A 14,197-nucleotide genomic window follows, 5' to 3' on the forward strand; every position below is an offset into this window, starting at 1 on the left:
CCCCGTAAAAAATTACAAATTTAAAAACCAGATTGCAAAGTTTAAATATCCGGCATAGAGAATATATAAAAGATATGGCAGCAGCAAAATGCCGGAAAGCTTGCTCGACTGGTAGAACTTAACCACCGTGATGGCAGTGAACACAAACAGAATTACGAGCAAAATAAACGCGGTAAACGGCAGCTTAAAGTTAAAAAACACAATTGGCCACAAAAAGTTAAAAAACAGCTGTGTGTAAAAAAACAGCTTGCCGTCGTTTAAATCTTTCTCATTCGCGCCCGATGTTTGAAACAAGAAGAACGCAACGCCCATTAAAATGTAGAGCACCGTCCAAACAACGGGAAACAAACTGCCGGGCAGGGCAAAAGGAGGTTTTATCAAAACGTTATACATATCTGTATTGTTTGAAATTAAAAGCCCTGCCAGCAGTCCGGTCAAGACCGGAAGAAGGATTGATTTAATTGCCTGAATTGTCGTTTTCATATAAAGACCACCTATGTTCTTAAAATATGGTACAGTATATGGATTTCAAAAAAGGAATATACATTCAGGCGCGTTTGCATTTTAAAACAAAGGCACGGAAAAGTGAGTTTTTCCGTACCTTTGTTTTATCACCGCGGTTATGTATTATCTGGAACCATTTCTGTTAGCGCGAATGGTTTCCGCTGTTTTAATCAGTTCTTCTTCTAATGCGCGCAGCACATCGTCGGCATATTGGTTCGCACCCACGCGAATTTCGTGGGAGTTTTTCTGCGCACTGTCTACAATTTGATTCGCTTTTTCGTAAGCCTGCTGCGTAATATCGTGTTCGTTCACCATTGCGGCAATTTTATCTTCAGCGGCTTTAATAATGCCGGCCGCCTCTTTTTGTGCGTCATTAATAATTCTCTGGCGTTCTTCTTTCACCCACTTCGCCTGCTTCATTTCATCAGGATATTTCATGCGGATATCCTGTATCATGTCTAAAAGCTCGTCCTTGTCAATGATTCCCCGGCCCCATATTGGTATGGTGGTACAGCTGTCAATTTTGTCTTCCAAAGCGTCAATAAGTTGTTCAATGTCCATCATTTAGCACTCCTTCTCCATCTTATATTTTACATCTTCTATTATTTCATCAGGTATTAATCCCTGGGTATTGCCGCCGTACAGGCAAATTTCTTTCACTACGCTGGAGCTGATGTATAAACAGTTCAGGCTTGTAACCATAAACATGGTTTCAATTTCCGGATTCAGTTTTTTATTTAACAGCGCCATCTGAAACTCATATTCAAAATCGGAGATGGCGCGCAGACCGCGGATAACGGTGTCTGCGTTTTTCTTTTTGGCAAAGTCCACCAAGAGCCCGCCAAAACTGTCTACCTCACAGTTGGGCAAATCTTTTGTGCAGCGGCCGATCAGCTCCATCCGCTCAGATACGGAAAACAGCGGGTGCTTTGCGGAGTTGTTTAAAACTGCCACAATTACTTTGTCAAACACCTTGCAGCTGCGCTTTATAATATCTAAATGTCCGCAGGTAACGGGGTCGAAGCTTCCGGGATAAACTGCAATTTTCAAGGATGTCACTCTTTCATTATCAAAATTTTTACCCTGCCATAGGTTTTGTCGCGGTAAATTGAAAAACCGCAGAAATCAAACGCAGGGGTATTTAATTTGTCGCACTCAACTATAATTTGCCCCTCTGGCTTTAAAATATTTCTTTCAGCAATGATTTGAAGCGATTTTTCGTAAAGATCCGATTCATAGGGAGGGTCAATAAAAATGACGTCAAATTTTTGGCCTGTGGTTTTTAAAAAGGCAATACTGTCGGATAAAATTAAAGATGCATTTTTGTCCAAACGCGTCATTTTAAGATTTTTATCCGTTACGGCAAGCGATTCTTTCCGGCTGTCCACAAAATCGGCGTGATGTGCTCCGCGGCTTAAAGCTTCAATTCCCAATGCGCCGCTGCCGCAAAACAGGTCTAAAACGGAGGCACCGGGCAAGTTAAGCGCAATCATGTTAAAAACCGACTCTTTTACACGGTCTAACGTGGGGCGAATATCCCGTCCCTCTAAGGCGTAAAGCTTTTTTCCCCGTGCGCTGCCTGCAATTACCCGCAAAATGTTTCCTCCGCAATTTATCTTAATTTTAGACACATTATCATATTATATTTTATTATAATTCAGATGAATGTCAATGAAATTTGCCAAATTGTTAACTAAATGTAATGTTTGTGTCAAATAACTTTAATATAGCGTCGAAAATCGGTTTATTTTCCGTTTTTTTAAATCCTTTGTCTGACAGAACCAATTCTTTTGCCGCTTTGGTAGTTTCGTTTAAAATGTCAATGTCGCAATAAATGTTTGCCAATTTAAAGGTCATCAGCCCGTGTTGGCGGGCGCCAAAAAACTCGCCCGGCCCCCGAAGCTTTAAGTCCTGCTCGGCAATTTGAAACCCGTCGGCGCTCTGTTTCATAATTTTCATTCTCGGCGTGTCGGTTGGAATATTTTCGCCGGGGAACAAAATGCAATAGGCCTTGTCGCTGCCGCGGCCTACGCGCCCTCTGAGCTGGTGAAGCTGGGAAAGGCCGAACCGCGCCGCGTTTTCAATTACCATGACAGACGCGTTGGGAACGTTTACACCTACCTCAATTACGCTGGTGGCAACCAAAATTTTAATATCCCCGTTTTTGAACCGGGTCATGATTTCGTCTTTTTCCCCGGGCTTCATCTTGCCGTGAATGTAGGAAACTCTGCTTCCAAAAAGTTGTTTTAGTTCACCACTGTAAGTTAAAACGTCTTTCATGCCCGGAATTTCAGAGGGTTCCACCGCAGGGCAGACGATGTAGGCCTGTCTTCCGGCATCGGTTTCTTTTTTTAAAAAGGCATAAACGCGCCGGCGCATATGCTCGCCCACCACAAAGGTGTCAACCTTTTTTCTGCCTGGGGGAAGCTCGTCGATTATGGAAATGTCCAAATCGCCGTACATCATGAGGGCGAGCGTCCGCGGAATGGGTGTGGCCGTCATAATCAGGACGTGGGGGTGCCTGCCTTTGTTTTCCAGCTGTTTTCTTTGGGAAACCCCGAACCGGTGCTGCTCGTCCGTGATAATGAGCGCAAGGTTTCCCAAATTTGTCTGCTCGCTGATTAACGCATGGGTGCCTACAATGATTTTTACCCTTCCATTTTCAATTTCTTCTGTTACAGTGCGCCGCTGTTTTGCAGTCATAGAGCCGGTGATGAGCCGCGTTTCCAATCCGAAGGGGGCGAAAAGCGCTGATAACGATTCATAGTGCTGACTCGCCAAAATCTCTGTGGGCGCCATCATGGCGGCGGAATAGCCGTTTTTTGCGCAGACAAACATTGCAATTGCCGCAACCAGCGTTTTTCCGCAGCCCACATCGCCCTGCACCAGCCTGCTCATGGGAACTGCGCGTTCCAAATCGGAACAGATTTCACCTACCACGCGGTTTTGCGCGGCAGTTAAGGGGTAGGGAAGTGTGCTGACAAGCTGTTTTGTAAATCCGGAATTCTTTAAGGAAACCGCTTTTTCTATTGTTCTGTCCTCCCTAAGAGAGAATAGCGCGGTTTGAAATAAAAACAGCTCCTCAAACACCAGCCGTCTGCGGGCAAGCTCTAAGGCAGCCATGTCTTTTGGAAAATGAATATTTTGAACAGCATACCAAACAGAGCACAAATTATGCTCCTGCCGAAGGTGCTCCGGCAGAATTTCCGGCAGCAATTGAAGGGCTAAGTCCTGTGCAGCGCGCACCGCATCTGTGACAATTTTTAAAGAAAGTCCCGCGCAAAGACTGTATATGGGAAAGATTTTTCCGGTAACATTGTTTGTTCCCGGAACTTCAAACAGGGGCGTTTGCATTTGCTTTTTCTGCCCTATCGATACTTTGCCGTAAAAAACATATTCCGTTTCTAAATTAATCATGCGTTTGATAAACCGATTGTTAAACCACACAAGTTCAAGAAAACCTGTACCGTCTGAGATTTTAAGCGAACAGACGTACAGGTTTTTCCGGATCATATTTTCGCGCAAGGGGGACACGGCCCGGCCTCTTACGCAGACGGTTTCCCCATCGGTAAGCTCTGCCAGTTTTTTCAGTTTTGTTCTGTCCTCATAGCCTCTGGGATAAAACGTAAGCAAATCGGACACCGTAAAAACACCAAGCGTGCGGAATAATTCCGCACGCTTTTGGCCAATTCCGTCTAACACGGAGATAGATTCATTTAAAATATTTTTCTTATCCAAGAAAACCACACCTATTCAACAGAGAAGATGTAATCATACAAAGGCTGGCCGCCTTCATAAACTAAAACGTCGCAGTCTTCATATTTTTCTTCCAAAACATCTTCAATCTGCTCTTTTTTGTCTGCCGTTACGTTTCCGCCGTAATAAACACTGATAATGTCGCTGTCGTCGTTTACGACCTGGCCGAGCAACTCCTGCAAAACAGAAAACGAATCGTCGCCTACGGCTTTAATCTCGCCGCCGGCAAGGCCAATGATTTTGTTTTCCGGATATTCTGTGTCCTGAAACGTAAAATTACGCACAGAATAAGTTACCATTCCGGTTTTTATATTTGATATGGCGCTGTTCATCGCCGTTATATTATTTTCTAAATCAACTGCGGGGTCAAAAGCCAGCTTAGCCGCAATGCCCTCTGGAACAGAACGGGTTTCCAAAACCACAACATTTTTCTCCGTTAAATCTATCACCTGTTTTGCCGCCATGATGATGTTTTTGTTGTTGGGCAGCACCACCACGGTTTTGGCATTTACGCTGTTCACCGCAGACAAAATATCGTCGGTGCTGGGGTTCATGGTTTGGCCGCCTTCAATCACCTTGTCGACACCCATGTCAGAAAAAATATTTTCTAAACCGCTGCCCGCCGCAACAGCGGCAAACCCGATTTCTTTTTCCGGCTCCTGGGGCTGGGTTTCTGCGTTAATCCGTTCGTTGTGCTGATATTTCATATTGTCAATTTTAATGTTTACCAGTTCACCGATTTTCACGGCCTCCTGCATCACATATCCCGGATTGTTTGTGTGAATGTGGACTTTCACGATGTCGTCATCGTCAATGACCACCATGCAGTCACCTTTTTTCGAAATTCTGTCACGGAACAGTCCCACCGGGGCGGACTGCGCCGATTTATTGATTAAAAATTCTGTGCAGTAAATAAATTTAATGTTTGCGTCTATTAACTTTTTATCTAACGTGGTGTTAACGCTGACCTCTGAGCCAGAAAGTTCAACTACCTCGCCTGTTTCCAGGTAAGAAAGAGCGCCTTCTAAAAGGTAGACTAAGCCCTGACCGCCGGAATCTACCACACCGGCCTGCTTTAGCTGGGGCAAAAGCTCCGGCGTGCGGGCCAAGCTTTCCTGTGAGGCAGAAACTGCCGCGCTTAAAACCACTACAATGTCGCCGCTGGTTTCCAGCGCTTTTAAGGCTGCGTCTGCCGCGTCTCTCGAAACAGAAAGCACGGTGCCTTCCATGGGCTTCATTACGGCTTTATAAGCCGCAGACACACCCTCTTTTAAGCACTCCGCAATGTCTCTTGCGTCAGCAGTGCTGAGATCTGAGAGCCGTCTTGCCATGCCGCGGAACAGCTGGGACAAAATAACGCCGGAGTTGCCGCGGGCGCCCCGGAGGGACGCGGAAGCAATGCCGTTCATCACTTTTCCAACTGTGTTGTAGTTGTTCTTAAGCAAATCCTTGCAAGCGGCGGTTACGGTCATAGACATGTTCGAACCCGTGTCGCCGTCGGGCACGGGAAACACATTCAAATCGTTTAAAATTAGTTTATTATTACAAAGCTTGTTCGCACCGGACAAAAAGGCACGGCACAAAGTTTCGGAATCAGCTGTAAATAACAATGGGGTACACCTCCGAATTTTTTAATTAATCAATTCTAACGCCTTCAACGTTAACGGTTACTTTGCCTACTTTAAATCCCGTTGCGGTTTCAACAGCGTATTTCACATTTCCAATAATGCTTTCGCAGATGACCTTTATATTCACACCGTATTCAACGATTACATGAAGGTCGATACTGATTTTTTCGTCTTCCGTGTTCACTTTTATGCCTTTTGTGATCGAATCCCATTTTAAAAGTGCGGCAATGCTGTCCGACGTGCTTTTATAGGCCATGCCAACCACACCGTAGCAGGTTGAGGTTGCAACGCCGGCAATTCGTGCAATGACATTTTCAGAAACTACTATTGCGCCGTTATCGTTTTCGGTTTTTATCGCCATATCAATTACCTCCGGATTGATTTATTTTATGAAACTGCATAAAATAAAAATGTGAAGCTTCATTTGTACTATTATATAATTATACTCTTACATTATAGCATATATTTTCCAAAAATGGAAGAGCTATTTTTCAATTATTTACAATTTCGTGACAAAACGGTTACGGCGCGAAAAGGTAACATACTTTTTCGCGCCGCAGTTCTCTTTTGACTTGTTTGTCAGTGTGAACTTGCCGGGACCTTATCTTTGAACAAAAGCGTGATGGACCAAAGACCGGCCAGGCCTACCAGGGAATAGATGATGCGGCTTGCAACGGCCATTTGACCGCCGAACAAAAAGCCCACCACATCGAGACCGAAAAGACCGATGCAGCCCCAGTTCAATGCGCCAATGATGACTAAAATCAGACTGATATTATCCAGTGTATTCATAAATAAAATCACCTTTCCTCCCGCATTTTTAAATGAATGGCTGTTTGCGCCTGCGGGACTGCGCAAATGAAATCCCATTCATCTTTATGTATCCGTATTTTTTGCAAAATAAATATATTTATACCATTCTTTATAAAACGTTTCATACATAAACTTATTGTAAAAGCAAAGGAGTGATTTTTTATGTACCGTGCAGGCGAACTGCGGCAAAAAGAAGTGATAAACGTAAACGACGCATCAAGAATGGGTTATGTTTCAGACGTTGAAGTAAGTTTAAATAAAGGTGAAATCGAAGCGATTATTGTACCAGGAAAAATGAAACTGTTTAATTTTGGAAAAAGCGACGATTTGGTAATTACGTGGGACAAAATAAAAATGATTGGCGACGACGTTATTTTAGTGGATATGCCGCCGCGCATGTTTGACAGGGGAAAAAAATGAACAGGAAAAAAGCACGGAAAAATTTTTTCTTTCCGCGCTTTTATTTTAAAAAATTTTGATTAAAGCAATTTACAGTGCCGTCTGCGTGTCGTTGGGGTCACCGTTTCTTGCCAGATCGAATTCTGCAGACCAGTCTAAACCGCGGTAAGGCTCACCGCGGCTGTCGGTTTGAATGAACGCCATGAGCAAATCCAGCATTTCCTCCGTCCAGGTGTTTCTGTCAATCTGTGCTGTGGTAAATTTGTTTTGGGTAATCATTTCAAAACCGAAAATATCTTTTACCTGGGTTTTCGCGGCACCGTCTACCACCTCCGCCACCAAATGGGAGGGAATAAACAGCACGCCGCCGCCTGCGCCGAATACAATGTCGCCGGGCAGAACAATGGCGTTTCCAATCCGGGTGGCTGTGTTAAATCCGGTCATGACAAAATCGCGGATTGGCGTGGGGTCAATGCCGCGGAAGTACACCTGCATACCCTCCACCTTTTTCATTTGTTCCACGTCCCGTACGCCGCCCCAAATAACACCGCCGCCGTTCTTTGTTTTGGTTTTGATTGCTGTGGTTAAATTGCCGCCTAAAAACGTACCCTTGTAAATTTTGTCGTACATGTCGGCCACCACCACGTCGCCCTCTGTCAGGGAGTCAATCACCCACTGGTTATAATTTCCTTTTCGTCCCTCCGCCATGCCGACGGCGAACATGGTTTCGTGCAAATCCGGCCGCGTAGGCGCAAAGGTGGCGGTAACGGCGCGGCCAATGAGTTTTCGTCCATCGTCGTGGAGGGTTTTGAGCCTGCCCTCAAATTGGCTTTCATAGCCCTTGACGAAAATTGGTTTCCAAACCTCCTCTAACGTTAGACTTTGCAGGGCAGTTAGATATTTATCCGCCACCTTCGGCCTTCCGTCGGGAAAACGTTCTCCTTTCCACTGGGGGGTTAAAGCAACAATTTCTTCTTTTACATTAAAATGCATCTATATCAAGTCCTTTCCGTCCTTACAGCCGCATTCCGCCGTCTGCCACCAGGTCGCAGCCTGTGATGTAGCGCCCCTCGTTTGACGCCAGCAGTAAAATTGGGGCGGCACAGTCCTCTGCAGTTCCGGCAAAGCCGCAGGGAATTCCGGAAAGCACCTGCTTTTTATATTCGGCGTCGTTTAAAACGTCTTCGTTGCGCGGCGTTAAAATTACGCCGGGGGACAGGTTGTTCACCGTGATGCCAAAGGGGGCAAGCTGTTTTGCAAGGTTTGTTACCAGACTCATTTGCGCTGCTTTGCTGGCAGCATAAACTGCCATGTCTTTGTGGGGTTTATATTGTTGGACGCTGCCAACAGTAATGATGCGCCCCCAGCGGTTTTCTTTCATGTGCGGAGCAAATTGCTGAATTAAGCCGAGGGTTGCAGCAAAGTTTACCTGAAGCTGGGCTTCGATTTCCTTATGCGTAATTTCGTTCCACTTTTTTCGGAACTGCACGCTGGCATTGCAGACTAAAATGTCAACGCTGTCAGTGGCCTCCAATAATTTGGCCGCCGCATCTTTCTCTGAAAGATCTACGCAAACCGCTTTCGCGCCGGGAATTTTTTTTGCCGCATCCTCCGCTTTGCCTGCTGAGGTTCCGCCGTGCACAAACACAGATGCGCCCTGCCCTGCTAAACATGCGGCGACCGCAAAACCAATTCCCTGTGTTGAGCCGGTAACCAGGGCGGTTTTCCCTGTTAAATTAAACATGGTTCTTACTCCTTCCCGATTTGAAGTGTAAAGCTGTTTTGCGACCCTTTGCGAAGGTCTATTTCCGTTTTTATTTCCTTTCCGTTTGTTACAACTGTTACATCATATTTGCCGTAGAAGCCGTGGAAATCGGCGTTTCCGCCGTCATCTGTGCCGGTTTTGCCTTCGGCATGCCACCTTTTGTTAATCAATTCGTCCAATACATGAAACGCCGGCTTTTTGGTAAAGTCGAACCGCAAAAGTCCCCCGCGGTAGTAATTTTCACCGGCTTTCATGTCGCCCTGTGGTGCAAAGGCGGCATAGCCGTCCGGCAAATTCCAATAAATAATTGCTTCCATTGCCGGGTGGCTGAAAAAGATGGTGTAAATGTAGTTTAGCAGCTCTGCCTGAATTGCTTCATCTTCTTCTATGTCTGTGAAAGCGGGAATTGTCATCTCCGTGATTTGGAGCGGGCGGCCCAACTGTGCGAATTTATTTAAAACACTGTAAACAAATTCGGGGTTATAGCGGGTAGAAATTAGCTCTTTCTCCTGCTCACGGAGCCAGAAGGAGTGAAACTGCATGCCAATCGAATCGATGCGGACATTTTTCGCAAGCAGCTGCTCAATTTGCATATAATATGCGTTTCGGTTGGTGGTAGGATAGGGCAGCTCCCACAAAACCGCCTCGTTGATAATCAGCTTTGTGAACGGAAAGAATTTATCCGCTGTTCGCCAGCTCCACTCTGCATTGTCGTCTGCAAAGAAAAAATCGGAACGTGGCTTATCTGAACCGCACAAAAGCTCGTTTGTAACTTCCATGGTGGGAATGGTTTCGCTGTAACGCTTAGCGATTTCGCGAAATCGCCTGGTATATTCCTTTTTTATTTCTGCAGTGGAAGACGATAACAGCCAGGTCGGAATAAAGTTGTCATACGTTAAACAGTGCAGCTTTGGTTCAATGTTGTTTTCCTGGCAATATTCAATGCACAAATCCGGTGCGGGGCGGCGGTAAATTTTTGCGCTTTCTTTGCCATAACGCGGTTTTCCGCGTTCTGGCTCCAAGTCGCTCCAATAAAAGGGCAGGGTGGCAAGGTTAAAAATTTCTTTAAAATATTCCTTATATTGTTTGTTCTTTTCGTCTGTTTCCAGCTCGTCCAGCATAAACAGGTTTGCACCAAACTTAAATTCGTGACTTTTCTGACAAAACTTTACCAATGCCCCGGGAATCGGTTTGCCGTTTTCGTCGGTGACGATAAGCTTTGCCGTGCCTTTTCGGTGAATTTCAATATTATTTTTTACGGTGGTGTTTAAAAACGTCTCGTTTTTCCGAAAATTTTTCAAAATGGTTTCTTTGCGAGTATTCATTCATATTTCCTCCCTGCTTCCATCAATTTTATAATAAAATGTTATCCAAGTTCCGCAATCAGATAACCATATGGCTTGAAGCTCAATGTTTTGTTTAACAGAGAATCGTCTGCCAAACCGGACTGCATTATTGTTTTTGCGTTAGAAATATCTGCGTTTAGTGTTGCGTTTACACAGGCATTCTTGGTGTTTACGACAATCAGCAGCTGCTGTTTATCGGATGCTTTTACATAGGAAACGACCTCCTTCGGGCTGCTGTTGCCGACCCAATGAATCCTGCCGTTTACAATGGCATCGCAAGCATGGTGGAGCCTGTGAATTTCCTTTATAAAACCTGCTCTTCTGATTCCGTCCTCCGTAAATGCTTTTGACCAGTTCATTGCACTGCGCTTCCCATAAAAACGGTTTGAAAACATGTTGTTTTCAGCATCGTCACAGAGCTCATATCCGTTCCACAGAAAGGAAACTCCATCGTAGGTGTTGGTGATGACCAGCGCAGCTTCCACACCTTTGGAAGTCATGATAATCTCGTTCCTGCTAAGGCCGGCGTCAGATGCAACATCGTGGGTGTCAATCGTTCTGATTAGATTCACAATATTTTCACCGTATTGCATTTTTTCTTTTTCATATGTATTTTTCAACTCGTATGCAGGCGTATCATTCGCAAAAATATCAATCATAAGGCGGTTCCAATCATACTTGTAGCCCATATCAAATACTTCTTGTATGTATTCCGGATTTATGCCTTCGTTCAGCGTCACAAGATCGGCATGGCGTTCCTTTAGCTTTGCAAAGGAATCACGCCAGAAATCCAGCGGGACGCTGTCACCGACATCACAGCGAAATCCGTCGCACTCAAATTCATCCAAAAGCGTCTGCATATTCTGAAGCAGATATTTTCTGAGCTCCGCATTTTGATAATTCAGCCTTGCAAACGGCCATCTGTCTGCGATCCATACTGTTCCGTCCTCATTTCTAATCACAAAGTCGGGATGTTCCTTAATAAATACCGCACTTTTGCCGCAATGTAAATAGACTAGATCAAACATTACAAGAAGACTGTTTTCATGCGCTTTTCTTACAAAAATTTTTAAATCTTCATTGGTGCCAAATTCCGGGTCCACATTGAAATAATCGGCAATCTTATATGGGTTTTTTGGATTGTTTGTTTCTGATTTTTTCTGACGTTCACTCCATGTAATCCTATCAGTATCTTCTTCCTCTGCAAAAAAAGGACAAACGTATAAGATATCCACACCCAAAGAAGCAATATGCGGCAAAAGTGTTGCGGCGGCACGAAGCGTTCCTTCCGGTGTAAACGTGCGCAGCGCAAGCTGATAGATAATTGCATTTGTTTTATTGTTCATTTTTGTCAACTCCATTCCCGGTCGTTCGACCACTCATTGTTCCATTCCTCCGTGGGCTCCCACTGGCCCGGATATTTTTCGTGCAGGTGCTGGGCAATCAGTTCCTCGTTTAAGCTGTCAATTCCCAGCCCTGGCTTATTGGGGACGTTTACAAACCCGTTCTGAATTAGGGGATTGTCAATTCCAACGGCCAAATCGTTCCACCAGGTCACGTCTGAAGAATGGAATTCCACAGCCAGCACATTTTGAACTGCCGCCGCACAATGGATTGCCGCCATACATGCCACAGGGCTTTCCGCCATGTGGACTGCCATTGCTGTGCCATATTTATCGCACAAATTTCCTAACTTTTTCATTTCCATTGCCCCGCCCACAGTTAAAACATCGGGGTGCACAACCGAAACGCCGCCGGAGGACAGCAACGGCTTGAAGTTTTTCGCAAGATAGATGTCTTCGCCGGTGCAGATGGGCACGGAGCAGCTATTTGCAATTTTTACATAGTGGCTGGTGTAGTGCCAGGGGGCAATGTCTTCAATCCAGGCGATATTATATTTTTCCAACCGGCGGGCAAACAAAATGCAGTCCTCTATGTTGATGTGGCCAAAATGGTCGATGGCAAGGGGAACTTCATAGCCGATAACGTCCCGCACTTCTTTTACATAGTTTTCTAAAAAGTCCATGCCCTTTTGCGTCAGGTGAATTCCTGTGGCGTGGTGAGGGATGGTAAACGTTTCATAATTTTTGCCAAGCATCATGTCCCTGTCTACAGAACCTTTTTGATGGTTAATGGCCTTCATGGAGTATTTTTTTATATCTTCTAAAAATCCCAGCGGTGCATTTAAACATCCCGGCTCGTCAAGCATTAGTTCAATGCCTAAATCCATTTTTAAAAAGGTAAAGCCTTTTTCCATGCGTTTTTTTAAAGCATGCCCCATGTCCGTTCCCGTATGCTTTCCGTCCACGTCGGTGTCGCAATACATGCGAACCTTGTCCCGGAACTTTCCGCCCAACAGCTGCCAGAGAGGAACACCCCAGGCCTTGCCTGCAATGTCCCAAAGCGCAATTTCAATGCCGGAAACGCCGCCGCCCTGGCGGGAGTGGCCGCCAAACTGTTTTATTCTTCTGAACAGCTTGTCAACATTTAACGGATTTTCGCCCAAAAGCCGTGATTTCAGCATCAGCGCATAGGTGGCGCTGGAAGCGTCCCGTACCTCGCCAAAGCCAACAATGCCCTGATTGGTATAAATTTTAATCAGAGGACAATGCTTGGGCGCACCGTCGATATTTGCCACACGCATATCCGTTATTTTTAAATCCGATGGCGAGGAATAGGTGTTGACATGTTCCTGCATCATTTCGTTTATGTCTTTTCTCTCCATGAAAGTTCCCCCTCATTGACATTTTTCATCTTACATATTATAATAAATGAAAACAGGCGTATGTGCAACTACTATATTTGGAAAAGTGTCCACTATATTTGGTTTTGGAGGTTTTAACCGTGCGTTTCAATGAAATGTCGTTAGGCGATGGGGCCGGAACGAGCTTACTAAAGGTATTTCATTCTTCAAAGGTGAAAACAGGAAAACGTGCCTTTTGGGAGCATCACCACACGGCATGTGAGCTGTCCACCATCTGTTCCGGTGCAGGGCGCTACACGGTAAGCGGAAAGGAATATGCATTTCACGAAGGCGACGTGTTTCTGTTTGGCAGTCATGAGGTGCATTGCATTACAGATATCTCGCCGGAGTTTCCGTTTGATCTGCTGAATATTCAGTTTGAGCCGCGAATTTTGTGGGGCGGTAACGGTACCTTTGGCGTAAAGCTGTTACAGATTTTCTTTCATAGAAGTAATCTGTTTGAAAATCGAATTCAAAGGGATAATCCAGCCACAAAACAAATTAGAGATAAAATATTTTCTCTGGAAAAAGAACTTGCAGAACGAAAGTTTGGTTATGAAATTAAGGCAAAGACCTTGCTGTTTGATATGCTGCTTTCCCTTTCCCGCGATTATGGCTATATCGATGCAACCGGAAACAGAGAACCCGTTTCGGCAGACGTATTAAACCAGCTTGAGCACGCGGCAAATTTTATGGACGAAAACTTGGAACAGGAAATTACATTAGAAGAGATTGCAAAGCATGCGGCAATGAATAAAACTTATTTTTCTACCATGTTTAAAAGGTTTAACGGTATTTCCCCATGGGACTATATCACCATTAAACGGGTGGAAAAGGCGGTGGCGCTTATTAAGACAACAAGCTTGTCTAAACTTGAAATTGCACAAAGGTGTGGTTTTAACAGTTCCTCGAATTTTTATAAGGCATTTCATAAGGTAACAGGACATTCTCCGGGAGAAATTTAAAAAAAGGTGTAAAAAGGGGGTTGACAAAAGGGGAGGGATGTGATATTCTAAATAAGCTGTCGGTTTTGAGCGGGGCTTTGCAGAAAAAAGTTTCAAAAAAGTCTTGACAAAGGATTGACAGCGTGGTATAATAAAATTCCGCTCGTAAATGAGAGCGGCCAGAACCTTGAAAAATGAACAGTGCAGGCTTGAAGATTCTTTGAGAGAAGAATTCCGAGTAATTTTGGATAAAGACAGAGATATCGGTCAAAAGGATATCGCTCCGCAAGCGGAGTTGA

The 14,197-nt window shown here is 44.8% G+C and carries 15 protein-coding genes; 2 read left to right on the forward strand and 13 right to left on the reverse strand.

Annotated features, from left to right (window positions below; all coding sequences use genetic code 11):
• Nucleotides 1–12 precede the first annotated feature (12 nt).
• The 8 genes from H8698_RS10175 to H8698_RS10210 form a co-directional block, all read right to left on the reverse strand.
• Nucleotides 13–483 (reverse strand): TspO/MBR family protein, encoded by a 471-nt coding sequence (locus H8698_RS10175; RefSeq protein WP_249313391.1) that lies wholly within the window; start codon nt 481–483, stop codon nt 13–15.
• A gap of 144 nt (nt 484–627) precedes the next feature.
• The gene (locus tag H8698_RS10180; protein WP_249313392.1) at nt 628–1,068 is read right to left on the reverse strand and encodes an ATPase; all 441 of its coding nucleotides are present in this window, start codon (nt 1,066–1,068) and stop codon (nt 628–630) included.
• Nucleotides 1,069–1,554 (reverse strand): pantetheine-phosphate adenylyltransferase, encoded by a 486-nt coding sequence (coaD, locus tag H8698_RS10185; protein WP_249313393.1) that lies wholly within the window; start codon nt 1,552–1,554, stop codon nt 1,069–1,071.
• A gap of 5 nt (nt 1,555–1,559) precedes the next feature.
• A complete protein-coding gene (rsmD, locus tag H8698_RS10190; RefSeq protein WP_249313394.1) occupies nt 1,560–2,099 on the reverse strand; it encodes a 16S rRNA (guanine(966)-N(2))-methyltransferase RsmD in 540 nt (179 codons plus the stop codon).
• A 94-nt stretch (nt 2,100–2,193) separates the two neighbouring features.
• Complete coding sequence (gene recG, locus H8698_RS10195) at nt 2,194–4,242, reverse strand: ATP-dependent DNA helicase RecG (RefSeq protein WP_249313395.1); 2,049 nt, start codon at nt 4,240–4,242, stop codon at nt 2,194–2,196.
• A gap of 11 nt (nt 4,243–4,253) precedes the next feature.
• Nucleotides 4,254–5,870: a DAK2 domain-containing protein gene (locus H8698_RS10200; protein ID WP_249313396.1), complete on the reverse strand. Its 1,617-nt coding sequence runs from the start codon at nt 5,868–5,870 to the stop codon at nt 4,254–4,256.
• A 25-nt stretch (nt 5,871–5,895) separates the two neighbouring features.
• Entirely contained in the window at nt 5,896–6,249 is a 354-nt protein-coding gene (locus H8698_RS10205; protein WP_249313397.1) for an Asp23/Gls24 family envelope stress response protein, read from the reverse strand.
• Nucleotides 6,250–6,467: 218 nt separating this feature from the next.
• Nucleotides 6,468–6,680: a DUF378 domain-containing protein gene (locus tag H8698_RS10210; RefSeq protein WP_249313398.1), complete on the reverse strand. Its 213-nt coding sequence runs from the start codon at nt 6,678–6,680 to the stop codon at nt 6,468–6,470.
• 183 nt (nt 6,681–6,863) lie between these two features.
• On the opposite strand from H8698_RS10210, the gene H8698_RS10215 reads away from it, so the two are divergent.
• On the forward strand, nt 6,864–7,121 hold the full coding sequence (locus tag H8698_RS10215; RefSeq protein WP_249313399.1) for a YlmC/YmxH family sporulation protein: 258 nt from the start codon (nt 6,864–6,866) through the stop codon (nt 7,119–7,121).
• Between the two features lie 69 nt (nt 7,122–7,190).
• Here H8698_RS10215 and H8698_RS10220 read toward each other — a convergent pair whose 3' ends face one another.
• From H8698_RS10220 to H8698_RS10240, 5 genes are read right to left on the reverse strand one after another with little or no spacing between them, the layout of a single operon-like run.
• On the reverse strand, nt 7,191–8,093 hold the full coding sequence (locus H8698_RS10220) for an RraA family protein (protein WP_249313400.1): 903 nt from the start codon (nt 8,091–8,093) through the stop codon (nt 7,191–7,193).
• 22 nt (nt 8,094–8,115) lie between these two features.
• A complete protein-coding gene (locus H8698_RS10225; protein ID WP_249313401.1) occupies nt 8,116–8,844 on the reverse strand; it encodes an SDR family NAD(P)-dependent oxidoreductase in 729 nt (242 codons plus the stop codon).
• A gap of 5 nt (nt 8,845–8,849) precedes the next feature.
• Nucleotides 8,850–10,190, reverse strand: coding sequence for an endo-1,4-beta-xylanase (locus H8698_RS10230; RefSeq protein ID WP_249313402.1), 1,341 nt, complete (start codon nt 10,188–10,190; stop codon nt 8,850–8,852).
• A gap of 41 nt (nt 10,191–10,231) precedes the next feature.
• Entirely contained in the window at nt 10,232–11,557 is a 1,326-nt protein-coding gene (locus tag H8698_RS10235) for an alpha-amylase family glycosyl hydrolase (RefSeq protein ID WP_249313403.1), read from the reverse strand.
• Between the two features lie 5 nt (nt 11,558–11,562).
• A complete protein-coding gene (locus tag H8698_RS10240; protein ID WP_249313404.1) occupies nt 11,563–12,936 on the reverse strand; it encodes a mandelate racemase/muconate lactonizing enzyme family protein in 1,374 nt (457 codons plus the stop codon).
• A 119-nt stretch (nt 12,937–13,055) separates the two neighbouring features.
• Between H8698_RS10240 and H8698_RS10245 the strand changes: the two genes are divergently transcribed.
• Complete coding sequence (locus H8698_RS10245) at nt 13,056–13,919, forward strand: helix-turn-helix domain-containing protein (RefSeq protein WP_249313405.1); 864 nt, start codon at nt 13,056–13,058, stop codon at nt 13,917–13,919.
• The last annotated feature ends 278 nt before the right edge of the window (nt 13,920–14,197 follow it).

Source organism: Congzhengia minquanensis (assembly GCF_014384785.1).
Classification (GTDB): Bacteria; Bacillota; Clostridia; order UBA1381; family UBA9506; genus Congzhengia; species Congzhengia minquanensis.